The sequence below is a fragment of the Oceanithermus profundus DSM 14977 genome (assembly GCF_000183745.1).
Classification (GTDB): Bacteria; Deinococcota; Deinococci; order Deinococcales; family Marinithermaceae; genus Oceanithermus; species Oceanithermus profundus.
The window spans coordinates 1,830,759-1,854,575 of the sequence record NC_014761.1; the positions used below are offsets into that span (position 1 = coordinate 1,830,759).

Annotated in this window: 19 protein-coding genes; 6 read left to right on the plus strand and 13 right to left on the minus strand. The window is 70.9% G+C overall.

Going from position 1 to position 23,817, the window contains the following annotated elements; all coding sequences use genetic code 11:
• Positions 1-33: 33 nt before the first annotated feature.
• The 3 genes from OCEPR_RS13040 to OCEPR_RS09175 form a co-directional block, all read right to left on the minus strand.
• Positions 34-1,020 (minus strand): hypothetical protein, encoded by a 987-nt coding sequence (locus tag OCEPR_RS13040; protein ID WP_013458439.1) that lies wholly within the window; start codon positions 1,018-1,020, stop codon positions 34-36.
• A 148-nt stretch (positions 1,021-1,168) separates the two neighbouring features.
• Entirely contained in the window at positions 1,169-2,386 is a 1,218-nt protein-coding gene (locus OCEPR_RS09170; RefSeq protein ID WP_013458440.1) for a CaiB/BaiF CoA transferase family protein, read from the minus strand.
• 11 nt (positions 2,387-2,397) lie between these two features.
• Complete coding sequence (locus OCEPR_RS09175) at positions 2,398-3,420, minus strand: aminopeptidase (protein WP_013458441.1); 1,023 nt, start codon at positions 3,418-3,420, stop codon at positions 2,398-2,400.
• A 238-nt stretch (positions 3,421-3,658) separates the two neighbouring features.
• On the opposite strand from OCEPR_RS09175, the gene OCEPR_RS09180 reads away from it, so the two are divergent.
• The 3 genes from OCEPR_RS09180 to OCEPR_RS09190 all read left to right on the plus strand — a co-directional run bounded on the left by OCEPR_RS09180 (position 3,659) and on the right by OCEPR_RS09190 (position 7,871).
• Positions 3,659-4,645, plus strand: coding sequence for a TAXI family TRAP transporter solute-binding subunit (locus OCEPR_RS09180; RefSeq protein WP_013458442.1), 987 nt, complete (start codon positions 3,659-3,661; stop codon positions 4,643-4,645).
• Positions 4,646-4,746: 101 nt separating this feature from the next.
• Positions 4,747-7,197, plus strand: a complete 2,451-nt coding sequence (locus tag OCEPR_RS12325) for a TRAP transporter permease (protein ID WP_013458443.1) — start codon at positions 4,747-4,749, stop codon at positions 7,195-7,197.
• A 62-nt stretch (positions 7,198-7,259) separates the two neighbouring features.
• The gene (locus OCEPR_RS09190; protein WP_013458444.1) at positions 7,260-7,871 is read left to right on the plus strand and encodes a VOC family protein; all 612 of its coding nucleotides are present in this window, start codon (positions 7,260-7,262) and stop codon (positions 7,869-7,871) included.
• On the opposite strand, the gene mltG is transcribed toward OCEPR_RS09190, so the two are convergent.
• The 3 genes from mltG to alaS all read right to left on the minus strand — a co-directional run bounded on the left by mltG (position 7,852) and on the right by alaS (position 12,169).
• Entirely contained in the window at positions 7,852-8,880 is a 1,029-nt protein-coding gene (mltG, locus tag OCEPR_RS09195) for an endolytic transglycosylase MltG (protein ID WP_013458445.1), read from the minus strand. The two genes, OCEPR_RS09190 and mltG, sit on opposite strands and share 20 nt — an antisense overlap.
• Positions 8,877-9,284 (minus strand): Holliday junction resolvase RuvX, encoded by a 408-nt coding sequence (gene ruvX / locus OCEPR_RS09200; RefSeq protein ID WP_041554173.1) that lies wholly within the window; start codon positions 9,282-9,284, stop codon positions 8,877-8,879. The genes mltG and ruvX overlap by 4 nt, the downstream gene beginning before the upstream one ends.
• A 197-nt stretch (positions 9,285-9,481) precedes the next feature.
• Positions 9,482-12,169: an alanine--tRNA ligase gene (alaS, locus tag OCEPR_RS09205; RefSeq protein ID WP_013458447.1), complete on the minus strand. Its 2,688-nt coding sequence runs from the start codon at positions 12,167-12,169 to the stop codon at positions 9,482-9,484.
• Between the two features lie 59 nt (positions 12,170-12,228).
• Between alaS and OCEPR_RS09210 the strand changes: the two genes are divergently transcribed.
• Both OCEPR_RS09210 and OCEPR_RS09215 read left to right on the plus strand, forming a co-directional pair.
• A complete protein-coding gene (locus tag OCEPR_RS09210) occupies positions 12,229-13,368 on the plus strand; it encodes an ABC transporter permease (protein WP_013458448.1) in 1,140 nt (379 codons plus the stop codon).
• Positions 13,368-14,048, plus strand: coding sequence for an ABC transporter ATP-binding protein (locus OCEPR_RS09215; protein ID WP_013458449.1), 681 nt, complete (start codon positions 13,368-13,370; stop codon positions 14,046-14,048). The genes OCEPR_RS09210 and OCEPR_RS09215 overlap by 1 nt, the downstream gene beginning before the upstream one ends.
• Before the next feature lie 6 nt (positions 14,049-14,054).
• Here the strand turns inward: OCEPR_RS09215 and OCEPR_RS09220 are convergent, their stop codons facing one another.
• The gene (locus tag OCEPR_RS09220) at positions 14,055-16,232 is read right to left on the minus strand and encodes a sensor domain-containing diguanylate cyclase (RefSeq protein ID WP_041554175.1); all 2,178 of its coding nucleotides are present in this window, start codon (positions 16,230-16,232) and stop codon (positions 14,055-14,057) included.
• A gap of 34 nt (positions 16,233-16,266) precedes the next feature.
• Positions 16,267-18,120, minus strand: coding sequence for a polyphosphate kinase (locus OCEPR_RS09225; protein WP_013458451.1), 1,854 nt, complete (start codon positions 18,118-18,120; stop codon positions 16,267-16,269).
• A 26-nt stretch (positions 18,121-18,146) separates the two neighbouring features.
• Here OCEPR_RS09225 and OCEPR_RS09230 point away from each other — a divergent pair, with 26 nt between their 5' ends.
• A complete protein-coding gene (locus OCEPR_RS09230; protein ID WP_013458452.1) occupies positions 18,147-19,646 on the plus strand; it encodes a Ppx/GppA phosphatase family protein in 1,500 nt (499 codons plus the stop codon).
• Here the strand turns inward: OCEPR_RS09230 and OCEPR_RS09235 are convergent.
• Genes OCEPR_RS09235 through pstS form a run of 5 tightly spaced genes read right to left on the minus strand, consistent with a single transcriptional unit; the run spans position 19,641 to position 23,770 of the window.
• Positions 19,641-20,114: a SixA phosphatase family protein gene (locus OCEPR_RS09235; RefSeq protein ID WP_013458453.1), complete on the minus strand. Its 474-nt coding sequence runs from the start codon at positions 20,112-20,114 to the stop codon at positions 19,641-19,643. The two genes, OCEPR_RS09230 and OCEPR_RS09235, sit on opposite strands and share 6 nt — an antisense overlap.
• Positions 20,114-20,860: a phosphate ABC transporter ATP-binding protein PstB gene (gene pstB, locus OCEPR_RS09240; RefSeq protein ID WP_041554177.1), complete on the minus strand. Its 747-nt coding sequence runs from the start codon at positions 20,858-20,860 to the stop codon at positions 20,114-20,116. The genes OCEPR_RS09235 and pstB overlap by 1 nt, the downstream gene beginning before the upstream one ends.
• 26 nt (positions 20,861-20,886) lie before the next feature.
• A complete protein-coding gene (pstA, locus tag OCEPR_RS09245) occupies positions 20,887-21,714 on the minus strand; it encodes a phosphate ABC transporter permease PstA (RefSeq protein WP_013458455.1) in 828 nt (275 codons plus the stop codon).
• Complete coding sequence (pstC, locus tag OCEPR_RS09250; protein WP_013458456.1) at positions 21,711-22,655, minus strand: phosphate ABC transporter permease subunit PstC; 945 nt, start codon at positions 22,653-22,655, stop codon at positions 21,711-21,713. The genes pstA and pstC overlap by 4 nt, the downstream gene beginning before the upstream one ends.
• Positions 22,656-22,714: 59 nt before the next feature.
• Positions 22,715-23,770: a phosphate ABC transporter substrate-binding protein PstS gene (gene pstS, locus OCEPR_RS09255; protein WP_013458457.1), complete on the minus strand. Its 1,056-nt coding sequence runs from the start codon at positions 23,768-23,770 to the stop codon at positions 22,715-22,717.
• Positions 23,771-23,817: the final 47 nt, after the last annotated feature.

A 23,817-nucleotide genomic window follows, 5' to 3' on the forward strand; every position in this document is an offset into this window, starting at 1 on the left:
CCCTCGGGGCCCGGCCGCGGAGGCGAAGCGGGCTCAGAAGTTCTTCTCGACGCTGACGTTGCCGCAGCCGTTGTAGGTGACCTTGGTGTAGTCGCCGGTCGTCAGGTTCTCGTGCAAAATCCAGCCGGCGTCGAAGCCGCCCATCTTGTGGCCCAGCCGCCCGGCGTCGCGCGCAGCGCGCCAGCAGTCGCGGCTCCAGTGGAGCGGGGTCTCCCCTTCCACGTCGGTCGAGGTGGAGACCTGGAACTCCATGGTGTTGCCGTCGCGGGTCAGCGTGGCGTTGCCGCTGATCGAAACCACGCCGCCCACGGCGGGGGCGTCGGGGTCGTCGGGGGTGTAGGTCTTGGTCTTCTGGGCGGTCCAGGTGGCCTCGTGCAGCACCTCGCCGTCGACCTCGACCACGAAGTGGATGCTCAGGTCCTTGGTGAGGACGTAGCCCTCGGCCGGGCTGCCGCTGACGTCGACGCTGCCGTTCAGGGTGCGGGTGCGCTGGACCGTGTGCTCGCCGCGGGTGGTGGTGAGGCTGACGGTGAAGTCGCTGAGGGTCATGGCGAAGCCGGTGAACGCGCCGTCCTTGTCCTCGAAGTGGAAGCCGCCGCTCACCGCGAAGGCCTGCCCGCCGCCCAGGGTGCCGCTGCAGTCGAAGCTCGCGTCCACCAGGTCGAAGACGCCGTCACCGTCGGCGTCGGCGTAGCCGTTCGTGTTCACGTCGATGTTGCACTGCCCGTCGGCGTCGCCCGGGCGCGGCAGCCGCACGCCCCAGGCCTTCAGGAAGCGCACCGCCACGGTGGGAAGCCCCCAGGCCCCCGCCAAGTCGGCCACGTCCTGGTCCTCGACCGACTGCACCGAGGCCGCCGCGGCCCCGCCCAGGTCCTCGAAGATCGCGGCGTCGAGGTTCAGGTCGGTCTCGATCGCCAGCTGCTCGGCGTCCAGGCTCTCGCCGTCACCCAGGGTTCCCGTCGTCGAACAGGCCGCCAAAACCAGCACCAACAAAGCCATCATCCCGAAGTACCTTTTCATCGTGCACCTCCCTGTGTGCAGCCTCAGCTTGCGCCCGACCATGGGGGAAGCACTTGAAAAACGGCTAAAGGGTTCTTAATTTTGAGCGTTGATTAAGAACGCATTAAGGCCGCCCGCGGCGGCCTTTTCGTCGGGTGGGTCGGGTGGGTCAGCCGGGGTTCTCATCCACGGGGGCGCTCCGGATCACGCCCTCGGCCTCCAGCCGCCCGAGCTCCGCCGCGTCCAGCCCCAGCGCCCCGGCGAGCACCTCGCGGGTGTGCTGGCCCAGCAGCGGGGGGGCCGCGGTGGGGGCGGCGGGGGTGCGGCTCATGTGCTGCAGCGGGCTGGCCAGAAGCGGCGTGGGGCCCAGGCGCGGGTGCGCGAGCTCCCAAAGCAGCCCCCGGGCCTCCGCCTGGGGGTCGGCGAGCGCCTCGCCCACGTCGTTCACCGGCGTGACCGGCACTCCGGCGGCGCGCAGCAACTCGAGCCAGACGGCGCGGTCGCGGCTGCGGAAGATGCGCGCCAGCTCGGCCACGAGCTCGCTGCGGTGCTCCACGCGTCCGGCGTTGGTCTGGTAGCGCGCGTCCTCCCACAGGTCGGGCCTTTCCAGCGCCTCGGTCAGCCGCCGGTACTGGGCGTCGTTGCCGACGGCGAGGATGAACCACTTGTCGCGGGCCGCGAAGGCCTGGTAGGGCACGATCTGAGGATGGGCGTTGCCCATGCGCGTCGGCGCGACCCCGGTCATCAGGTAGGCCTGGGCCTGGTTGACCATCGCGGCGACACCGACGTCGAAGAGCGCCAGGTCCAGGTGCTGCCCGCGGCCGCTCACGTCGCGTTCGCGCAGCGCGGCGAGGATGCCCACCGCGGCGGTCAGCCCGGTGAGCACGTCGATCCAGGCGACGCCCACTTTCGTCGGGGGGCCGTCGGGCTCCCCGGTCACGCTCATGATCCCGGTCATCCCCTGCAGCGCCGCGTCGTAGCCGGGTTCGGCGGCGCGCGGCCCCGTCTGCCCGAAGCCGGTGATCGAAGCGTAGACGAGGCGCGGGTTCACCTCGGCCAGGCTGGGGTAGTCGAGGCCGTAGCGGGCGAGGTCGCCCACCTTGAAGTTCTCCACCAGCACGTCGGCCTGCTCGGCCAGCCGGCGTACGAGCCGCTGCCCCCGGGGGTCCTTGAGGTTGATCGCCAGGCTCTTCTTGCCGCGGTTGGTCGAGAGGAAGTAGGCGCTCTCCCCTTCGCGGAACGGCGGGCCCCAGCGCCGGGTGTCGTCGCCCCAGGGCGACTCCACCTTCCAGACCTCGGCCCCCAGGTCGGCGAGCATCTGGGTGGCGTAGGGGCCGGCGAGGATGCGCGAGAGGTCGAGCACGACGAGGCCGTCGAGCGCCCCCATGCCCGTCCCCCTCATCGCGTGGTCTCGAGGACTTCCTCGAGCTGCAGCTTGCCCTCCTTGAAGAGGGGGAAGTCGTCGAGCCAGACGGTGGCGTCGTAGAGCACCATGTCCCAGTGGATGTCGCAGCCGTGGGAACCGCCGTAGAAGATGTCGTCCCCCAGGGCCACGTGCACGTTCCCCTGGGCCTTCTTCTCCTCTTCGAAGTCGCCGTTGTGCAGCGCTTCGGGGTTGAGCCCCAGGCCGATCTCGGCGATGTGCTTGGCGCACGGCAGGCGCGCGAAGACCGAGGCCAGCTGGCGGGTGCGGTTGCCGCCGCCGGCGATGCGCACCACCTCGCCGCCCTCGACCTCCACCTCGAAGGGGTCGAGGCCGCGCATCCCCGCCACCGGACCGTCGATGACGAGCTTGCCTTCGGCCGTCCCGGCGCGCGGGCGCTGGGAGACCTCGCCGTCGGAGAAGGCCGCCTCGCGCCCGGGCTCGCGGGCCAGACCGCACTCGACGATGACCGGCTGGCCCATCACCGGCTCCTTGGTCACGCCGGCGCGGAAGCGGGTGCCGCGCTGGGTCTCGATGCGGATCTCGTCGGCCGCGGCCCACAGCCCCGCCACCCGCTGCCCCAGGTCCTCGAGCTCCTCGTAGTCGGCGGTGGCGGCGCCCTTGAGGTAGTTGTCGAGCTCGCGCATCACCATCGAGAGCGCGCGGATCTTCTTGGCGCTGAGCAGCTGGGCCACCTTGCGCGCGTAGGTGGGCGCGCCCGAGGCCTTGGTCACCCCGATCAGCACGTCCGAGGCGTCGAGGGCGTGCTCGATGGGCCGCGTCAGGTAGGTGGCGCGGTCGCGGCCGCGCGTGGGCATCAACGAGACCGTGAACTCGGCGCCCACCGACTGCACCGCCCCCGCGAGCGCCAGGTAGATCTCCATCTCGGTCTCGGGGTCGGCCACGATCAAAACATTTTCGCCCGGCTGCACGCTCAGATGCTGCCGGACGATCCGATGGGCCAGGTCGATTGCGTCGATGATTCGTTGTCGGTTCATGCCGCCTCCTCGGGAGGGTCGTTCGACTACCCCATAATCTGGCACAACCAACCGCAAAAGAAAAGGGGGTGCGCGCCCCGTCTTGCATAGTTATACCCGGTCTTGCTTTTTTAGCCGGCCCTATATAGAGGAACGCAAACCCGTTGGGCGCCCCGGACCCAAGCGAATTGACCCTCTCATCTCCACACGCTAAAGTAGATACTGGCAATGCCAAGAATATCGCCAAGGAGGTAAGTGCATGAAAAAGAGCAAGTTGATTCTCGCAGTCGTGCTGGGTATGGCCCTCGCCATGGGCGTATCGGCCAAGACCTTTATCACCATCGGGTCCGGCGGCACCACGGGGACGTACTACCCCACCGCCGTCGGTATCGCCAAGATTATCAACGAGAACCTGCCCGACGTGAAGGCCAACGCCATCTCCACCGGTGGCTCGGTCTACAACGCCGGCGCGATCCAGACCGGCGACCTGCAGATGACGATGATCCAGAACGACATCGCCTACTACGCGTTCAACGGCATCGTCGTCGAGAAGTTCATCGGCAAGCCCGCCGACAAGCTGCGCGGCATGGCGACCATCTACCCCGAGCCCGTGCACGTCTTCGCCCGCAAGGACTCGGGCATCACCTCGATCGCCGACTTCAAGGGCAAGAAGGTGTACGTGGGCGACATCGGCTCGGGCGTGGAGCAGAACGCCAAGCAGGTGCTTGAGGCCTACGGCCTGACCTTCGACGACCTCGGCACCGCCGTGCGCGGTAAGCCCAAGCAGGCCGCTCAGCTGCTGCAGGACGGCCGCATCGACGCGATGTTCTACACCGCCGGCGTGGGCTCGAGCGCCATCGCCCAGGCGGCGCTGACCACCGACATCGTCTTCCTGCCCATCGAGTTCGCCAAGATCGACTTCCTCAAGAAGAAGTACCCCTTCTACGCCGAGATCATCATCCCGGCCGGCTCCTACAAGGGCCAGGACAAGCCCTTCCAGACCGTCGCGGTGAAGGCCACCCTGGCCGCCTCGGCGGACCTGGACGCGGACGTGGTCTACCAGATCGCCAAGCTGATCTTCAAGGACAAGGTGGACCAGTTCAAGGCCATCAAGCCCGTGATCGCTCAGCACTTCTCCGTGGACAAGGCCCTCGACGGGATGCCCATCCCGCTGCATAAGGGTGCGGCCAAGTTCTACCAGGAAGAAGGCATTGCCATTCCCGACGCCGCCAAGCCGATCGACTAAATCCTGCGTCGGTACCTTAGCCCCCGGCCTTACGGCCGGGGGTATTTGTATACTGTGTTAGCGTACAGGCGAGCTTGCCCCCGCCCTTTGCGAGGTGATCTATGAAACCGGAAGAGTCCGATATCCGTTCCAACCCTACGCCCGCAGGCGACACCGGCGACCTGGACAAGGCCGTCGAGCTGATGCAGGAGGTCGAGTACGGGGCGCGCGACCCCCGGGCCGCCTGGCAGAAATGGCTGATCTTCCTGATCGCCGTCGCCTGGAGCACCTTTCAGGTCTGGGCGACCTGGAAGGGCAACCTCGACATCCTGATCCTGGGCTCGATCCACCTGGCCTTCGCCTTCGCGCTGGCGTTCCTGGCCTACCCTTCCAAGAACCCGCCGCGCGACGCGGCGGTCGTCGTGCTCACGGCGGGCGTGGTGCTCAACATCCTCACCGCCGGCAAGTTCTTCGTCTGGATCGCGCTGGTCACCCTGCTGGCCGGCGTGGCCATCTGGTACGCCTCGCCCAAGCGGGCCCCGCGCGACCGCGTCCCCTGGATCGACTGGGCCGTGCTCGCCATGGGGCTGGCGGGGGCCCTGTACATCGTCTATGACTTCAACGGCATCGTCCTCCAGCGCGGCGGCGTCGCCAACACCACCGACATCGTCATGGGCACGATCGCGCTGGCGGCGCTCTTCCTCGCCACCATCCGCGTGGTCGGGGTGGCGCTCCTCGCCATCTCGGGCGTGCTCATCCTCTACGCCGTCACCGGCCCCAAGGGGCTGATCCCCTTCGAGCTGCCCGACATCATCTACCTGCACTCGGGCTACCCCTGGCGGCGGATCGTCGAGCAGCTCTACCTGACGACCGAGGGCATCTGGGGCACCCCCATCCAGGTCTCCGCCCGCTTCGTCTTCCTCTTCGTCCTCTTCGGGGCGTTGCTCGACAAGGCGGGGGCCGGCAAGTACTTCGTCGACCTCGCCTACTCCGGGCTGGGCACCTACCGCGGCGGCCCCGCCAAGGCCGCGGTGGTGGGCAGCATGCTCACCGGCATCATCTCGGGCTCTTCCATCGCCAACGTGGTGACCACCGGCACCTTCACCATCCCGCTGATGAAGAAGGTGGGCTACCCACCGGAAAAGGCCGGCGCCACCGAGGTGGGCTCGTCCACCAACGGCCAGCTGATGCCTCCGGTCATGGGGGCGGCGGCCTTCATCATGGCCGAGTTCCTCGACCTCCCCTACTACAAGCTGATCATCTACGCCGCGGTGCCCGCGGTCCTCTCTTACATCGGCCTCTTCTACGTGGTGCACCTGGAGGCGCTCAAGCTGGGCCTCAAGGGCCTGCCCAAGAGCGAGCTGCCGCCGTTCTGGCCGACCTTCTTCTCGGGGGCGCAGTACCTGATCCCGGTGGCCTGGCTGATGTACGAGCTGGTGGGGCTGCGCCACACCCCGGAACGTTCCGCGCTCAACGCCATGTTCATGCTGATCGGCATGATCGTCATGCAGCGCATCGCCGTCGTGATCCGGGGCCACAAGGGCAACTTCGCCGACTACGTCATCCCCATGGGGTTGATGCTCGCCTTCAAGCAGTACTTCAAGATGGAGTTCGAGTACGCGGTGCCCATCGCGCTCGTCGTCTTCGTCGTCCAGGAATGGGTGCTCGCCCTTCGCGCCAAACACCCCGACATCGGGATGGGGACGCTCAAGGGTCTCTGGGAGGGCTTCGTCGACATCGTGCAGGGCTTCGAGGCGGGCGCGCGCAACATGACCTCGATCGCCATCGCCACGGCCGCGGCGGGCATCATCGTCGGCATCGTGACGATGACCGGCCTGGGCTTCGGCCTCGCCGACATCGTCGAGGCGATGTCCGGCGGCAACATCATGTTGGTGCTGCTCATCTCGGCGGTGGCCAGCCTGGTGCTGGGCATGGGGCTGCCCACGACCGCGAACTACATCGTCATGGCCTCGCTGATCGCCCCGGTGATCGCCCACCTGGCCGACAAGGCCGAGTTCGCCGTTCCCCTGGTCGCGGTCCACCTCTTCGTCTTCTACTTCGGCATCCTCGCCGACGACACCCCGCCGGTGGGCCTCGCCGCCTACGCGGCCGCGGCCATCGCCCGCAGCGACCCGATCAAGACCGGCGTCCAGGGCTTCATCTACGACATGCGCACCGCAATCCTGCCCTTCATCTTCTTCTTCAAGCCGGCGCTGCTGCTCATCCACCCCGAGGGGCACTGGGGTTACGTCGTCTACGTCGTCCTGACCGCGCTCGTGGCGATGCTGCTCTTCGTCGCGGGCACCCAGGGCTGGTGGCTGACCCGCGCCACCTGGCCCGAACGCATCGGGCTGCTGCTCGCCTCCTTCCTGCTCTTCACCACCCAGCGGATGCTGCACGCCATCGGCATCGACACGCTGGCCAACCTGCCCGACTTCCTGCGCAACACCCTGGGCATGCACGTCCTCGACGGTTTCCCCGACCTGGCCTACGCCATCATCGCCGCCATCTTGATCGCCGCCGTCTTCCTGAGCCAGCGGGCGCGGATCCGCCGCGAACCCCAGCCGGCCTGAGGCCCGAAGCCGCCGGGAGCGCCCCCTTGGGGGCGCTCATCTTTTCTGGCTAGGATGGGCCCATGGGGCTGCACACGCTGCACCTCGCCACACCCGAGCTGGAGGCCGACCTGGGCTTCTTCCAGGTCCTCGGGTACGCGCTTTGCGAACTGGAGGAGCCGCACGCGCGGCTGATCCCCGGTTCGGGTCCGGAGCTGCAGCTCGAAAGCGTAGGGGGCGGCGCCGCCCTCGTGCCCGTCTTCGACGGCCTGGGGCCGCGGGAGGACCTCGAGGGCAACCCCCTGCGGTACGCGCCCCCGCCGCGGGGCGCCGTCTCCCGGGGCCAGGCCCGGGTCTGGGGCCCGGTTCTGCCCGTCGTGGACCTGCCCAGCAGCCTCGCCTGGTACGAACGGCATCTGGGCCTCGCCGAGGTCTTCTCCGAGGCCGACACCGGCTGGGCGGAACTGGAGCATCCCGAGGGCGGCCGGGTCGTCCTGGCCTTCGCCCCCGACCTCGACACCCCGGCGATGCTGGCCCTCGGGGTCCGCGACGCGGCCGCCGAGGTGGAGCGCCTGCGGGAGCACGACCTCCTCCCCGTCTGGACGCGCAGCGTCCCTTGGGGGCGCATGGCCGCCTACGCCGCGCCCGGAGGGCTGCCGGTGCTGCTGCTGGAGGCTAGTAGTAGTAGCGGTTGAGCTTGCGCAGGTGTTCGTTGAAGGTGCTGCTCAGGTAGAGCCGGCCCCCGGCATGGAAGAAGTAGAAGTAGGGCAGGCCGTTGGCGTCGGTGCGCTGGGGGTTCAGGACGGCGAGCAACGCCTCCAGGCCGGGGTTGTCGATCGGCCCCGGGGGGAGCCCGGGGTGTTTGTAAGTGTTGTAGGGCGAATCGACGTCGAAGTCCCCCGCGTAGCGGTCGAGCTCGGGCAGCTTCTTGCCCAGCGCGTAGGCCACCGTCGGGTCGGACTGCAGGGGCATCCCGGCGTCCAGCCGGTTGAGGAAGACCCCGGCGATGGCGGGCATCTCCTCGGCGCCGCCCGCCTCGGCCTGAACGATGGAGGCCAGCGTCACCCAGCCGTGAATGCTGAGCTTCAGGGCCTCCGCGGCGCGGACGCGCTCGGGGGTGACCTCGCGGTCGAAGCGGCGCAGCATCACGGTGACGACCACCGCGGGATCCGCCCCCTTCGGCAGGTCGTAGGTGTCGGGAAAGAGGTAGCCCTCGAGCGTCGGCCCCTCGACGTAGGCGGGGGTCCACTCGGCGGGGGGGTTGCGGACGATCGACAGGAAGCCCGCCCCGTCGAAACCCGCCGCTTCAAGGCGTTCGGCGTAGTCGACGGCGCGCCAACCCTCGGGAAAGACGAGCCGCACCATCACCGGTGCACGGCCGCCGGTGAGGTCTTCGACCAGCCGCGGCACGCCCCGGCCCTCGAGCTTGTAGTAACCGCTCTGCAGGCGGGCGGCCGCCCCCTTCCAGCGGGCGTAGAGGGCGAAGGCGCGCCCGGAGCGGACCAACCCGTTGCTTTCGAGGATGCGGCCCACGGCCTGGGCGCCCGCCCCCTCGGGGATCTCGACGATGGCGCTGGCCCCGGTGGGCCCCAGCAGCCAGCCGATCCAGGCCGCGGCGCCGACGGCGAGCAGCAGCCCCGAAGCGGCGAGCGCCCAGGGCCAGATCCGGCGCTTGCGGGGGCGCGGCGGGGTCTCGGAGCTCACGCGTTCCTCTCGAGGTAGGTCTCGAGGATGGCCACGGCCGCGGCTTCGTCGAGCCGTCCCTTCTGCTGGCGCTTCTTCCGGGGCAGGTGGGCCAGCGCCTGGGCGGCGACGCGGGTGGTGAAGCGCTCGTCGACGAAGCGCACCTCCAGCCCCGCGGCCTCGAGCGCCGCGGCGAAGGCGCGCACCTTGGCGGCCTGCGCCCCCTCCTCGCCCCCGGTGCGCCGGGGCAGCCCCACGACGACGCGCCCGGCCTCCTCACGGCGGGCCAGCTCGCACACCCGGGCCACGTCGTCTTCGAGGTCCCGGCGCTCGATCCAGCCGCGTCCGAAGGCGAGCGGCCGCCCCTCCTCGGCCACGGCCACGCCGATGCGCGCATCCCCCACGTCGAGCCCGAGCACCTTCACGCCCCCATGCTAGCAAACGCCGACACCCCCGTTTTGGGGCCCTCATTCGGGGGTACCGCCGCGGCGCTTTGGGGCCTAGCCTGAGGTTACGGAGCGCTGATCCCCCAACGTATTGCTCCTGGTACTGCGCGCGAGCGCACCACCTCCTTTCCCGGAAAACGCCCGGCCGATGCCGGGCGTTTTCCGCTGGAGGCCGGTCAGAGCCCGGCCAGGACCTCGTCGAGCGCCGCCAGCGCTTTTTCCACGTCGAAGCCCCCGCCCTGGGCCAGGTGGGGCTTGCCGCCGCCGCGCCCGCCGGTCCGCTCGGCGAGCGCGCGGATCACCTGCCCGGCGGCGAGGCCGCGCTGGACGGCGTCGGGGCTCACCTTGACGATGAGCGCGCCCCCCGCCCCCACGACGACGAGGTCGACGCCGTAGCGCTCGAGGATCTCGTCGGCCACCTGGCGCAGCGACGGCACATCGAGGCCGGCGAAGGCCGCGGCCACGTAGCGCCAGCCCCCGGCCTCGCGCACCGCGGGGGCGCCCCCGCCGCCCAGCTGGGCGCGCGCCAGGTCCGCGGCCAGCTTCTCGTTCTCGCGGCGCAGTTGCTTGAGCTCCTGCTGCAGCTTCTCGATGCGCTGCGGCAGCCCCTCGAGGCTGGTGCCCAGCGCCCGCGCCAGCGCCGCGTCGCGGTCGAGCAGGTCGCGGGCGTAGCGCACCGCCGCCTCGCCGGTGAGCGCCTCGATGCGGCGCACGCCCGCGGAGACCGCCTCCTCGGCGGTGATCACGAAGTAGCCGATCTCGCCGGTGCGGCGCACGTGGCAGCCGCCGCAGAGCTCCATCGAGCGCACCTCGGCCTCGAGGATGCCGGCGGTGTCGGGGCTGCCCTCCACCTTGACGACGCGCACGGTGTCGGCGTATTTCTCGCCGAACAGCGCCATGGCGCCGGCCTTCTTGGCCTCCTCCAGGGGCATGAAGGTCCAGCTCACCGGGAAGTCGGCCTGGACCCAGCGGTTGACGAGCAGCTCGACCTTGCGCACCTCCTCGGGGCTGAGGGCGGCGGCGTGGGTGAAGTCGAAGCGCAGCCGGTCGGGGGCGACCAGGCTGCCCGCCTGGCGCACCTGCGGCCCCAGCACCGCCCGCAAGGCCGCGTGCAGCAGGTGGGTGGCCGTGTGGTTCTTCTCGGTGCAGCGGCGCTCGGGGTCGACGACGGCGCGCACGGCGGCGCCGACGGCAAGCGCCCCCTCCTCGACCTCGACCTCGTGCAGGTGCAGGCCCTGCTTGCTCTTCTTGGTGGTCACGACCCGGGCGCGGCCTCCGGGCCACTCGAGGTAACCCGAGTCGCCCACCTGACCGCCGCCCTCGGCGTAGAAGGGGGTGCGGTCGAGGACGACCTGGCCGCCCTGGCCGGCCTCGAGGCGGTCGAGCTCGGCCTCGCCCTGAAGGATGAGGAGCACCTTGCCCTCGTCCTCGAGGCGCTCGTATCCGGTGAACTCGGTGGCGCCGTGGTCTTCGAAGACGCGCTCGAGCGCCGGGGCGGCGGCGGCGAAGACGTCGCCCGAAAAGGCGCTGGCGGCGCGGGCGCGCTCGACCTGTTCGCGCATGGCCCGCTCGAAGCCCTCGCGGTCCACCTTGACGCCGCGCTCGGCGGCGATCTCCTCGGTGAGGTCGAGGGGGAAGCCGTAGGTGTCGTGCAACCGGAAGGCCTCTTCGCCGGGGAGGACGTCGCCCTCCTTGAGGCCGGCCAGGAGCGACTCGAGCCTGCGGATGCCCTGCTCGAGGGTCTCGAGGAAACGCGCCTCCTCGGCGCGGATCGCCGGCTGGACGCTGGCGAGCTGCTCCTTCATCTCGGGGTAGTAGTCCCCCAACAGCTCGGCGACGACCGGGGCGAGCTCGTGCAGGAAGGGCTCCTTGATGCCCAGCAGGTAGCCGTGGCGCACCGCCCGGCGCAGGAGGCGCCGGATCACGTAGCCGCGCCCGGTGTTGGAAAAGGTGGCGCCGTCGGAGAGCGCGGCGACCACGGCGCGCACGTGGTCGGCGATGACGCGGTGGCTCACGCTCAGCGCGCCCTTGTAGGGCACGCCCGAGCGCTCGGCCACGAGGTCGATGAGCGGCTTGAAGGTGTCGGTGGCGTAGAAGTCCTCCACGTCCTGCAGGATGGCGGCCACCCGGTAGAGGCCCATTCCGGTGTCGATGTTCTTCTGCGGCAGGGGCTCGAGCACCCCCTCTCCGGGGATGGGGCCGGAGCGGTTGAACTGGGTGAAGACCAGGTTCCAGATCTCCACGAAGCGGTCGCCGGATCCGGTGTTGGGCCCGGTCTCGTCCGGGCTGCCGAAGCCGGGGCCGCGGTCGTAGAAGATCTCGCTGCAAGGGCCGCAGGGGCCGTTGGGCCCCTCGCTGATCGCGCCCGCGGGCCAGAAGTTCTCGTCCTCGTCCCAGCGGCTGATCCGCTCCTCGGGCACCCCCACCACGTCGCGCCAGATGGCGTAGGCCTCGTCGTCGTCCTTGTAGACGGTGACGTAGAGGCGGTCGGGGTCGAGGCCCAGCCACTTGGGGTCGGTCACGAACTCCCAGGCCCAGGCGATGGCCTCCTTCTTGAAGTAGTCGCCGAAGGAAAAGTTGCCGAGCATCTCGAAGAAGGTGTTGTGGCGGGCGGTGCGCCCGACGTTTTCGATGTCGCCGACGCGCAGGCACTTCTGGCAGGTGACCACCCGGCGATGCTCCCCCTCGTGCCCGGGAAAGACCGGCTTGGCCCCCATGAAGTAGGGTTTGAGCGGCGCCATGCCGGCGACGATGAAGAGCAGGGTGGGGTCGTCTTCGGGAATGAGGCTGAAGGGCGGCAGCCGCAGGTGCCCCTTCTCCTCGAAGAAACGCAGGTATTTTTCGCGGATCTCGGCGGTCGTCATCAGCGGGATTATACCGCGCTCTACTTTTATTCACGCGCTCCTGGGCTAGACTCGGCCGCGTGGAACTCGTTCTCTTGGTCTGGCGCAACCTGACCGCACGCTTCACCCGCAGCCTCTTCACCTGGCTGGGCATCGCCGTGGCCACGGCCTCGATGGTGCTCTTCCTCTCCTTCGGCGAGGGGCTGCGTCAGGCGCTCGTCAGCGAGATGGGCAACTTCGGTCCCCAGATCCGGGTGGTGGCCGAGGGTACCGACGTCTTCAGCCCGCCCCAGCCCGAGCTGCCTCCGGAGATGCTCGAGCAGATCCGGGCCATGGCCCCCGAACTGGGCATCCGCAAGATCATCCCCTCGGTGATGCTGGTCCGCGGCGGGTTCGACCCGACGTCGAGCTTCATCTTCCACGGCCTGCCCGAAGGCGCGGACCCGCGCGACTTCTACCCGCCGGCCAAGGCGGCCGCGGGCAGGCTCGACCCCCATCCCGACGGCGCGGTGGTGGGGGCGAAGAAGGCCGAGCTGAGCAAGCTGACGCTGGGCAAGCCGCTGCGGCTGAGCCGCGAGGTCACCGTGCCGGTCGTGGGCATCCTCGAGCCCGCGAGCGGGCTGGTCGACAGCCTGATCTTCGTCCCCCTCAAGACGCTGCAGCAGGTGCTGGGCACCAAGAACTACGGCGTCTTCATGATCCTCCTCGACCCCGACGCCAAGGTCGAAGAGGTGGCCCGGAAGCTGGAGGCGGCCATCCCCGGCATCGACGCCCAGAGCACCAACGAGGCCCTCAAGTTCGCGGAGCGCTCGCTGCGCATCGGCGACCTGATCCGCTTCGGCATCAGCCTGGTCGCGCTGGTGGTGGGCGGGCTGCTCGTCGCCAACACCGTGATGATGAGCGTCTACGAACGCACGCGCGAGTTCGGGGTGATGCGCGCCATCGGCGCGCGCCGCCGCTTCATCTTCGGTCTGGTGCTTTCCGAAGCGCTCTTCCTGGCGCTCGCGGGCGGCCTCGCGGGCGTGCTCGCAGGCGTGCTCGGTTCGGCGGCGATCAACGCCTACACCCAGGAGGCGGTGGGGCTCGCCCTCTCGGCGGTCACCCCGCGCCTGGCGCTGTTTTCGATGGCGGTTGCGCTGGTGCTGGGGCTGCTGGCGGGCCTGCTGCCGGCGCGCGGGGCCAGCCGCATTCCCGTGACCGAAGCGCTGGGGAGGGTCTGATGCTGCGCGCGGAGAACCTGACCAAACGCTACCGCCAGGGCAGCGTCACCGTGACCGCCCTGGAAGGGTTCAGCTACGAGTTTCCCCCCGGTCCGACGGCCGTGGTGGGGCCGAGCGGATCCGGCAAGACGACGTTGCTCAACCTGCTCGCGGGCTTCGACCTGCCCACCGAGGGCGAGGTCGAGCTGGGGGGCGCCCGCCTCGACCGCCTGGGCGAGGACGAGCGCGCCGGGGTGCGGCTCGAGCAGGCGGGGTTCGTCTTCCAGAGCTGGAACCTGCTGCCCACCCTGACGGCCCTCGAGAACGTCGCCTTCCCCCTGCTGCTCGCGGGGGTGGCGGCGGGGGTGCGGCGCGAACGGGCCATGGCGCTGCTCGAGCAGGTGGGGCTCGCGGACCGCGCCCACCACCGACCCAACCAGCTCTCCGGGGGCGAGCAGCAGCGCGTGGCCATCGCCCGGGCGCTGGCGCTCGAACCCGCGGTGCTCTTCGCCGACGAACCCACGGGCAACCTCGACTCCGCCGCCGGGCACCGGGTGCTCGATCTGCTGCTGGAGCACGCCGTCGGCGAGCGCCGGCTCGTCCTCGTCACCCACGACCTCGAGATCGCCGCCCGCGCGGAACGGGTGCTGCACCTGCGCGACGGCCGGCTCGTCAAGATCGAGGAGCCCGCCGCCGTCTAGCGGGGTTCAGGAACGGGGTTCGACCACCAGGCCGGAACGCTTGGCCTGGTACATGCGGGCGTCGGCCAGCTTGATCAGCTCGGAGGGGTCGCGGGTGTCCTCGGGGAAGGCCGCGGCCCCGATGTTCACCCCCACGCAGGTCGTCTCGACGCAGACCTGCTCGATGGCGCGGGCGTAGCGTTCCGCCGCCCGCACGGCGCCCAGCAGCGCCGTGTGCGGCATGAGCACCGCGAACTCGTCGCCGCCCCAGCGGAAGATGCGGTCGCCGTTGCGGGTGATCTCGCTCAGCACCCGCCCCACGCGCACCAGCACCTGGTCGCCGGCGGCGTGGCCGTAGCGGTCGTTGACCTCCTTGAAGCGGCTCAGGTCCATGACCAGGATGGAGAGCGGGTAGCCGTAGCGCTCGGCGCTCTGCCACATCACCGTGAACTCGCGGTCGAAGGCGCGGCGGTTGGGCAGACCGGTGAGGGGGTCGGTGTGCGCCGCCCGCTCGAGTAGGTTGCGGTAGTGCTGTTCGTGCAGCAGCAGCGCCGCCTGCTGGGCGAAGAAACGCGCGGCCTCGATCGACTCGTCGTCAAAGGCCTCGGGGTCGGAGAAGGACTCGATGTTGAGGACGGCCAGCACCTCCCCCTGGTAGACGATCGGGAGGCAGAGGTTGGCCTTGATCTCGCGCACCCGCCCCGCCTGGTCGATGACCTCGATCGGCGCGGTCTTGTAGCTCACCTCGGCGATGTCCTGCTCCACCGCGGAGAAGACGCGGGGCTCGCCGCGGCTCCAGGCCTCCTCGCCGGCGCCGTACCAGACGTCGCGCACGTCCTCGAGGCTGAAGCGGATCTTCTTCAGCCCCTCCTGCTCGTAGCCCAGGGAGGCGGTGTAGCGGAAGTCGTCCTCGGGGGTGCGCACCAGCAGGCTGCCGGCCTCGCCACCGGGCACCAGGCGGACGGCGTAGGCCAGCAGGCGGTCGTAGGCCAGCTCGATGGGGGAGTCGAAGACCTCGCGCTCGAGCCGCAGGAGGGCGTTCATGCGCTCGCGGGTCAGGAACTGCTCGGCCATCAACCCGAGGCCGCGGGCCACCAGGACCAGGAAGTCGCGCTCCTCGTCCTCCCAGGAGCGCACCTTTTCGTCCTGGATAACGAGGACGATGCGGGCGCGGCGCTCGCCGGAAACCGGCACGAAGGCCAGCGACTTCACCCCCGCCTCGTAGACCGAGTCGACCTTGAGGTCGAAGGCCCCGTAGTCGTCGATGAAGAGCGGACGGCGCTGGATGTAGCTGCGCCAGACCCCGCCCCAGCCGGCGGGCAGGCCGTTCTCCAGCAGCTCGCGCTCGGCCTCGGGGATCCGGCCCACCATGGCCAGGGGCTCGAAACGCCCCCCGCGGAAGATCACGACCAGGCCGGACGAGGCCCCCAGCACCGGCAGGAGGAGCTGGATCACCTTCTCCGAGGCTTCGGTCAGGCTGCGGCTGGAGGCCAGCGCGGTCATCAGGCGGCTGAACTGCTCCGCCTCGCGGTTCTCCTGCAACCGCCGGCGCACCAGGCAGACCAGGTTGGCGAAGGCCGTGATCAGGTCGCGCTCGTCTTCTTCCAGGGGCCCCGCCGGCTCGACGCAGAGCACGTAGCGGTCGCACATGGGCACCAGGAAGCGGTAGGGGCCGCGGCCGCCGCCGTCGAGGTAGAGGGGTTCGTCGCTCTGGCTGGCGCGCAGCAGCGGCTCGCGCCACTCCTCGGGGCGGCAGTCGCCCGACTCGACGCGGACCTCGTCGTCCTCGACGCGGAGCACGCAGGCCCCGCGCGCCGGACCCTCCTCGAAGAAACGAGGCGCGCGCCGCAACAGCTCGTCGGGGTCCTCGAAGCGGGCCACCCGTTTGGAGGCGTGCAGGATGGCCCGCAGGCTGCCGCGGATGCGCGCCTGCCTGAGGCTGAGGGCGTCGGCGCGGCGCTTGAGCAGGTGGCCGCCCACGGCCACGAACGCCAGCCCCAGGGCGTCGAGCAGCATCGTCCGGTCCGAGAGGCCGTGCCCCAGGTACATCAGCCAGGTGACCGCGGCGGCGCCCAGACCGGCGAGGCCGCCCCAGAACCAGGCGGCCATGAAGACGGCGAAGGCGCCGAAGGTCATGGACTCGGTCCAGTACCCCAGCAACAGCAGGAGCACGACGATCAGGACAGGCACCCAGGGTCCGCGCATTTTCCGTATTGTATACATGCGAACCCTTTCCCCTCTAGAGGAGCCTTCGCTGGCTGTCGCGCTTTCCGGCCCAGCGGGGCCGCTGGGCGCCGTCGGCCTCGAGGACGAAGGCGTTCACGTCGTCGGCGAGCTGGGCGCGCAGCAGCCGCAGCAGCCGCTCGCGGGCCAGGGCGTCGGCGATCGGGAAGAAGACCTCGAGCCGGCGGTCGAAGTTGCGTTCCATCCAGTCGGCGCTCGAGGCCCACACCTCCCAGCCCTCCGCGGTCCTGAAGGCGGCGAGCCGGGCGTGCTCGAGGAAGCGGCCCACCAGGCTGATGCTCTCGAAGCGGGGGTGCAGCGCGGTGAGCGTGGAGCGCACCACCAGCCGCACCCGCGCCCCGCGGTCGGCGGCCGCGGCGAGCGCGCGCAGCAGGCGGGCGTCGGTGAGGTGGTTCACCTTGACGATCACCTCGCCGCGGTCGCGCGCCACGGCGGCGATCTTGGCGAGCAGCAGCTCGCGGGCCGCGGGACCGCTGGCCAGGGTCTTCGGCTCCGGCGTCCGCCCCGCGGCCAGGGCGTCGAAGTAGCCGGCGACGTCGGCGGTCAGCTCCGGCCGGGCGGTGAAGTAGGAGAGGTCGGTGTAGAGGCGGCCGTTGTGGGGGTTGTAGTTTCCCGTGCCCAGGTGGGCGTAGACGCCGTGTTCGGCCTCGACGAGAAAGAGCTTGGCGTGCACCTTGGCCCCGGGCGGGTAGTCGAGGACCCGCACCCCGTGCCCCTCGAAGTGCAGCCGCCAGTAGAGGTTGACCAGCTCGTCGAAGCGGGCCCGACCCTCGAGGAGCACCTCGACCTCCTTGCCGCGGTCGGCGGCCTCGATCAGCGCGTCCAGGATGGGGTTCTCACGGCCCACGCGGTAGAGCGTGGCGCGGAGGCGGCGCACCCCGGGGTCGCGCGCCGCGGCGCGCGCGAAACCGACCACCTGGCCGAAGTCGTCCCGCGGATGGTAGAGGGTGACGTCGCGTCCGCGCAGGCAGGCGAAGGGGTCGCTCGCGAAGCCGCGGCGGCGCCGGGGGCGCAGCGGGGGGAAGCGCAGCCCGGGCACCTCCAGGTCCGCGAGCTCGAAGAGGGCGCGCAGGTCGAGCGGGGGCGGCTGCTCGAAGACCTCGTCGTCGAGGAGTTCCAGGCTGCGGGCGAGGGCGGTGCGCCAGGGGAAGCCCGCCTCCAGCTCGAGGCGGCTGGGGGCGCCGTCGAGCCGCGTCTCCAGGGCCAGCGGCAGCTCCTCCCAGTCCATGCGCGCGGCCTCGAGCTGGGCGATGCGGGTCAACCGCAGCTCGTACATCGGCATCGGCTCGGGCAGGAAGAGGTCGCTGCGCGCGCGCACCAGGGCCCCCAGCCGCACGAAGGCGCCGGGGCGGCCGGGCACGGGAAGGAAGCGCCGTTGCTCGGGCTGGCGCAGCAGGTAGCGCAACCGCCGGTGCCCGGCTGCGAAGTACAGCGCCCCCGAGGAAAGGTCGTGCACCTGGGCGGCGTCGAGCAGGTCGGTCTTGGGGGCCACCTCCTCGGCCAGGTAGGCCCCGAAGTAGCGGGCCTCGGTGGCGCTGAGCTGGCGCGGCTCGAGCAGGCGCAGGCCCGCGGCCTCGAGCCGGGGGCGCAGCTCGCCGAAGAGCTCGCGGGCCTCGCGGACGTACGCCTGCACCTCGCCCAGTAGGGCCCGGTACTCGCGGGGCACCCGCGGGCGTTCGCGCGAGGCCCGGAAGAGGCGGTAGACCCGGGCGGAGAAGAACTCGTCGGTGTTGGCGGCGAAGATGGCCAGGTAACGCAGCTTCTCGAGCAGGGGCACGTCGTCGCGCCGGGCGGTGAGCAGCACCCGGTGGTTGAAACGGAACCAGGAGCGTTCGCGGCCGAGCTTCACCGGGCCTCCGCGCGGTAGGGTGGGGCATGGAACGCGTGGGCATCGTGGACCTGGGGTCGGGAACGGCCCGGCTCGTCGTCTACGCCTACGAACCCGGCCGCCACTACCGCCTCGTCGACGAGCTGCGCGAACCGGTGCGGCTGGGGCAGGGGCTCGCGGCCACGGGCCGGATCGCGCCCGAGGCCGCCTGGCGGGCGCTGGGCTTCCTGGCCGCGGTGCAGGACTACGCCCGCGCCACCGGCCTCGAGCGGATCGACGCCTTCGCCACCAGCGCGGTGCGCAGCGCCGCGAACGCCCGCGAACTGCTGGAGCCGGCGCGGCGGATGGGGATCGAGGTGCGGGTGCTTTCGGGGGCCGAAGAGGCCCGCTACGGGGTGCTGGCCGTCGCCGCCGGCTTCACCTTCGAAGACGCCTGGGTCGTGGACCTGGGCGGCGGCAGCGCCCAGCTGAGCCGGATGCGCGGCCGCGGCTTCGCCGGCGGGGCCGCCTACCCCCTGGGGGCGGTGCGGCTCAGCGAGCGCTTCCTCGCCCACGACCCTCCGCGGGCGCGCGAGGTGGAGGCGCTCACCGCCGAGGTGAACGGGCAGCTGCAGGACGTCGTCTCCGAGCTGCGCGCGCGGCCGCTGCCGCTCGTGGCCATGGGCGGCACGGTGCGCAACCTGGCGCGGGCGGTGCAACGCGCCCGCCGCTACCCGCTCGAGCGCCTCCACGGCTACTTCCTGCGCGCCGCCGACCTGGACGAGCTGACCGAACGGTTGCTGGGCCTGCGCGCCGCCCGCCGCCGGCGGGTGCCCGGCCTCTCGCCCGACCGCGCCGACGTGATCGTCGCCGGGGCCCTGGTCTACCGCACCCTGCTGCGGGCGGCCGGACTCCCCGGCTTGTGGATCTCGGGGCTGGGCGTGCGCGAGGGCGCCTTCTTCCGGCACTTCCTGCCGCCGCCGCACCGGCCCGCGTGCGTGCGCGAACTCCACCTCGCGAGCCTCGAGGCCCGTTTCCCCCAACCCGCTGCGCATACCCAGAGTGTACGCGACCTGGCCGCGCGGCTCTTCGCGGCGCTGGCGCCGCGGTACGGGCTGGACGAAGGCGACGCCCGCCTCCTCGACGCCGCGGCGCGGCTGCACGACGTCGGCCTGGCCATCGACTTCTACGACCACCATAAGCACGGCGCCTACCTGGTGCTGCAGCACCCCCTCGCCGGCTGGAGCCACCGCGAACAGGCGCTTTTGGCCCTGCTGGTGCGCTACCACCGCAAGGGGCGGCCGCGGCCCGGGGCGCTCGCGGCGGTGCTCGAACCCGGCGACGAAGAACGCCTGGTGCGCCTGGCGGCGATCCTGCGGCTCGCCGAGCACCTGGAGCGCGCCCGCAGCGGCCGGGTGCGGCGGCTGGAGGTGGAACTCGGCGCGGAGGCGGTCACCCTGCGGGTGGGCGGTCCCGAGAACCCCTGGGTGGAGGTCTGGGAGGCGCAAAAAGACGCCGCGCTCTTCGAGCGCGCCTTCGGACTGCGCCTCGAGGTGCAAAGCCTATGAAAGCCGGCGCAGCACCCCGGGCGTGAGCAGGTAGCGCAGCTCGGCGCCGCCGCGGCGGAGGCGCAGCGCCAGCAGCCCCGACTTCTTGAAGGCGAAAGCGTCCGTCCGCCCGGCATCGCCGGCGAGCAGGGCCGCCGCCACCCGGCCGAGGTCGGGTTCGTGGGCCACGACGGCCACGGTGCGGCCGCGCACGATCAGGCGCTCGAGCAGCTCCGGCCCCCAGCCGCCCGCGAGCGCCGGCTCCTCGGCCACCACCTCGGCGAGCGGGGCCAGGTGGTCGGCGGTCTGGCGCGCCCGCAAGAGCGGGCTGGTCCAGAGCAGGGCGTAGCGGACCTCCAGGCGCTCGAGCGCCGCGCGCAGCCGCTCCGCCTGCGCCTCCCCCGCCGCGGTGAGGGCGCGCTCGTCGTCGGGAAGGCCTTCGCGCCGGGGCTGCGCGCGGGCGTGGCGGATCAGGTGCACCTCGGTCATCAGCCGAACCGCCCGGTGATGTAGGCCTCGGTGCGGGGGTCGCCGGGGTTGGTGAAGAGGCGCTCGGTGGGCCCGAACTCGATCATGTCGCCGTTCAGGAAGAAAGCGGTGTAGTCGGAAACGCGCGCGGCCTGCTGCATGTTGTGGGTCACGATCACGATCGTGACCTGCTCCTTGAGGCCCGCGAGCAGGTCCTCGATGGCCTGGGTGGAGATGGGGTCGAGGGCGCTCGTGGGCTCGTCCATGAGCAGCACCTCGGGCTCGACGGCGAGCGCCCGCGCGATCGAGATGCGCTGCTGCTGCCCCCCCGAGAGCCCCACCGCGGGCTCGTTCAGCCGGTCCTTGACCTCGTCCCACAGCGCCGCGGCCTTGAGCGAGCGCTCGGCCACCTCCATGAGGCGGTCGCGGTCTTTCACCCCCACCAGCTTCAGTCCGGCGACGACGTTCTCGAAGATGCTCATCGTGGGGAAGGGGGTGGGGCGCTGGAAGACCATGCCCACCCGCCGACGGATCGCCACCGGGTCCACCCCCGGGGCGTAGAGGTCCTCGCCGTCGAGCAGCACCCGGCCCTCGATGCGCACGATCGGGTTGAGGTCGTGCATGCGGTTGAGGGCGCGCAGGAAGGTGGTCTTGCCGCAGCCCGAAGGACCGATGAGCGCGGTGATCTTGCGGTCGTGCACGGGGAGGCTGACGTTCCGCACGCCGGCGCTCTTGCCGTAGTGGACGGTCAGGTTCTGGGTCTCCATGCGCAAGGGTTCCACGAACGCTCCTCTCAGCTCCGGCGCATCGCCCGGCGCGCCAGGTAATTGGTCACCATCAGCATCAGCGCCAGCAGCAGCGCCGCGCCCCAGGCCTGGCGGATCCAGTCCTCGTAGGGCGAGATGGCGTAGACGTAGATCTTCAGGGGCAGGCTGTCCATCGGCCCCAGCGGGTCGAACGAGAGGAAGGGGTTGCCGAAGGCGGTGAACAACAGCGGCGCCGCCTCCCCAGCGGCGCGCGCCAGCGCCAGCAGCAACCCGGTCACGATGCCCCCCTTGGCCGCGGGCAGGATCAGGCTGAGGGTCACCCGCCAGCGGGGCAGCCCCAGGGCCAGGCCCGCCTCGCGCAGCTCCCAGGGCAGGATGCGCAGCACCTCCTCGGTGGCGCGCATGATGATGGGGATCATCAGGATGGCCAGGGCCACCGCGCCCGAGAAGGCCGAGAACCCGCCCATCGGCTCGACGACGAGGACGAAGGCGAACAACCCCATGAGGATCGCGGGCACGCCGCCGAGCACGTTGGCCACGAGCCTGAGCGGCCGGTTCAGCGGATGGTCGGGGTACTCGGCCATGAGCACGCCCCCGCCCAATCCGAGCAGACCGCCCATGGCCAGCGCCATCAGGTCGATGACGAAGGTGCCCACGATCGCCGGCAGCATGCCCCCGCCGCCCTCGCCCGGCGGGGCCGGCGGCTGGGTGAAGAAGGCCCAGTCGAGGGCGCCGATCCCCTGGGTGAAGACGTGCAGCAGGATGAACCCGAGCGGCAGCAGCACCAGCAGCGTGCCCAGGTAGACGAGGGCGACCATGACGCGGTCGCGCAGGTAACGGCGGCGCAGGTTCACTTGCGCCCCTCCCCCACGCTCATGCGCCGCAGGATGAAGTCGGCGACCAGATTGACCGCCAGCGAAAGCAGCAGCAGCAGGAAGCCGACGGCCAGCAGGCTCGAAAGCTGGAGCCCGCCCTCGGCCTCGGCGAACTCGTTGGCGATCAGGCTGGCCATCGTCGCCGCCGGCCCGAAGACGCTGTAGGGCAGCTGGCCCGAGTTGCCGATCAGCATGGTGACGGCCATCGTCTCGCCGATGGCGCGGGCCAGCGCCAGGACCACGCCCGCGAAGATGCCTCCGCGCGCGTAGGGCAGCACCACCCGCCGCACCACTTCCCAGCGGGTCGCGCCGAGGGCGTACATCGCCTCGCGCTGGTCGCGCGGCACCATGCGGATGGCGTCGCGCGCCAGCGAGGAGGCGTAGGGCACGATCATCAGCGCCAGCACCAGCACCGCCGAAAGCATGCCGATGCCGGTGGGCGGCCCCAGCACCCCCAGGAGGGCGGGCGCGTGCTCGGCGCTCCAGAGGAAGAGCGGCTGCTCCACGTGGTCGCGCACCAGCGGCACCAGCACGAAGATGCCCCACAGCCCGTAGACGACGCTCGGGAGCGCCGCCAGCAGGTCGATCAGGTAGGCCACGACCTCCGCGAGCCAGCGCGGGGCGTACTCGGCGACGGCGATCGCCGAGGCCAGCGCCGGCAGGAAGGCCAGCGTCAGGGCGGCGGCGCTGGTGATCACGGTACCGAGCAGGAAGGGCCAGGCCCCGAACTGCCCCGCCACCGCGTTCCAGGCGCTGCCGGCCGCGAACCCCCAGAAGCCGAAGGTGCGGAAGGCCTCCGCACCGCCCGAGGCCAGCTCCCAGGCCAGCAGGACGGCGACGAGTATCACCGCGAGGCCCAGCACCACGAGCAGGGCGGTGAAGGCCCGGTCGCCCAGTTTTCCGTACAGCCGGCTTCGCACGCGTTCCTCCCCGGTAGCCCCGCTGCGGCGACCGCAGCGGGGCGCGGTCGGCTACGATTCTACTTCGCCGCCACCGGCTCGCCGCGGTAGCGCAGTCGCTTCAGGTTGGCCTCGGTTGCGCGCACGGCCACCTCGGGCAGCGCCGCGTAGTGCAGCGCCTCGTTGTAGCGCTGGCCGTCGTGAACGATCCAGTCGAGCAGGGCCGCGAGCGCCTTCGCCTCGGCGGCGGACTTGACCGCGCGGTCCTTGTCGAGGTCGCGGTAGACCAGGATCCAGGTGAAGCTGGCGATGGGGTAGCCCTCGGGGGCTGGGGTGTCGGTGATCGAGACGCGGGTGTCGGCCGGGAAGTCCTCGAGCTCGGCGGCGGCCCGGACCGAGGCCAGGTCGGCGAGCACGAACTTACCGGCGCGGTTCTGCACCGCACCGTAGGCGATCTTGTTCTGCACCGCGTAGATCAGCTCGTTGTAGCCGATCGCCCCCGGGGTCTGGCGCACCAGGCCGGCCACGCCCTCGTTGCCCTTGCCCCCGAGGCCGGTGGGCCAGGCGACGCTCTTGCCCACGCCCACCTTGGCCTTCCACTCGGGCGAGACCTTGGCCAGGTACTCGGTCCAGATGTAGGTGGTGCCGGAACCGTCGGAACGGCGCACCACGGTGATGGGCAGCGGCGGCAGCTTGACGCCGGGGTTCAGCGCGGCGAGGGCGGGGTCGTTCCACTTGCGGATCTTGCCGAGGAAGATGTCGGCCAGCACGGGACCGGAGAAGTTGAGGGGCCGGGTCACGCCCGGAAGGTAGTAGGTGGGCACCACGGCGCCGAGCGCGGTGGGCACGTGGATCACCTGGGTGCCGAACTTCTGCTCGAACTCGGCCAGTTTGGCGTCCGAGAGGGGGGCGTCGCTGGCCCCGAAGTGCACCGTCCCCGAGAAGAGCTGGCGGATGCCGCCACCGGAGCCGATGGACTGGTAGTTGACGCGTACGCCGGTGAGCTTGTGGTAGACGCTGAAGTATTTGGCGTAGAGCGGAAAGGGAAAGGTGGCGCCGGCGCCGTTGAGGGTCACGCCCTGGGCCAGGGCCAGGCCGAGGGTGAGCGCGAGAACCGTCAGAGCGAGCTTCTTCATGGGCATCGTCCTCCGCGTCCAGGATGCCGCGGCCGTGTCAGGAAAAG

Excerpts from the sequence above, each read along its gene's own strand:
- OCEPR_RS13040 (WP_013458439.1), bottom strand. The coding sequence starts at position 1,020 with ATGAAAAGGTACTTCGGGATGATGGCTTTGTTGGTGCTGGTTTTGGCG.
- OCEPR_RS09170 (WP_013458440.1), bottom strand. The coding sequence starts at position 2,386 with ATGGGGGCGCTCGACGGCCTCGTCGTGCTCGACCTCTCGCGCATCCTC.
- OCEPR_RS09175 (WP_013458441.1), bottom strand. The coding sequence starts at position 3,420 with ATGAACCGACAACGAATCATCGACGCAATCGACCTGGCCCATCGGATC.
- OCEPR_RS09180 (WP_013458442.1), top strand. The coding sequence starts at position 3,659 with ATGAAAAAGAGCAAGTTGATTCTCGCAGTCGTGCTGGGTATGGCCCTC.
- OCEPR_RS12325 (WP_013458443.1), top strand. The coding sequence starts at position 4,747 with ATGAAACCGGAAGAGTCCGATATCCGTTCCAACCCTACGCCCGCAGGC.
- OCEPR_RS09190 (WP_013458444.1), top strand. The coding sequence starts at position 7,260 with ATGGGGCTGCACACGCTGCACCTCGCCACACCCGAGCTGGAGGCCGAC.
- alaS (WP_013458447.1), bottom strand. The coding sequence starts at position 12,169 with ATGACGACCGCCGAGATCCGCGAAAAATACCTGCGTTTCTTCGAGGAG.
- OCEPR_RS09215 (WP_013458449.1), top strand. The coding sequence starts at position 13,368 with ATGCTGCGCGCGGAGAACCTGACCAAACGCTACCGCCAGGGCAGCGTC.
- OCEPR_RS09220 (WP_041554175.1), bottom strand. The coding sequence starts at position 16,232 with ATGCGCGGACCCTGGGTGCCTGTCCTGATCGTCGTGCTCCTGCTGTTG.
- OCEPR_RS09230 (WP_013458452.1), top strand. The coding sequence starts at position 18,147 with ATGGAACGCGTGGGCATCGTGGACCTGGGGTCGGGAACGGCCCGGCTC.
- OCEPR_RS09235 (WP_013458453.1), bottom strand. The coding sequence starts at position 20,114 with ATGACCGAGGTGCACCTGATCCGCCACGCCCGCGCGCAGCCCCGGCGC.
- pstB (WP_041554177.1), bottom strand. The coding sequence starts at position 20,860 with ATGGAGACCCAGAACCTGACCGTCCACTACGGCAAGAGCGCCGGCGTG.
- pstS (WP_013458457.1), bottom strand. The coding sequence starts at position 23,770 with ATGAAGAAGCTCGCTCTGACGGTTCTCGCGCTCACCCTCGGCCTGGCC.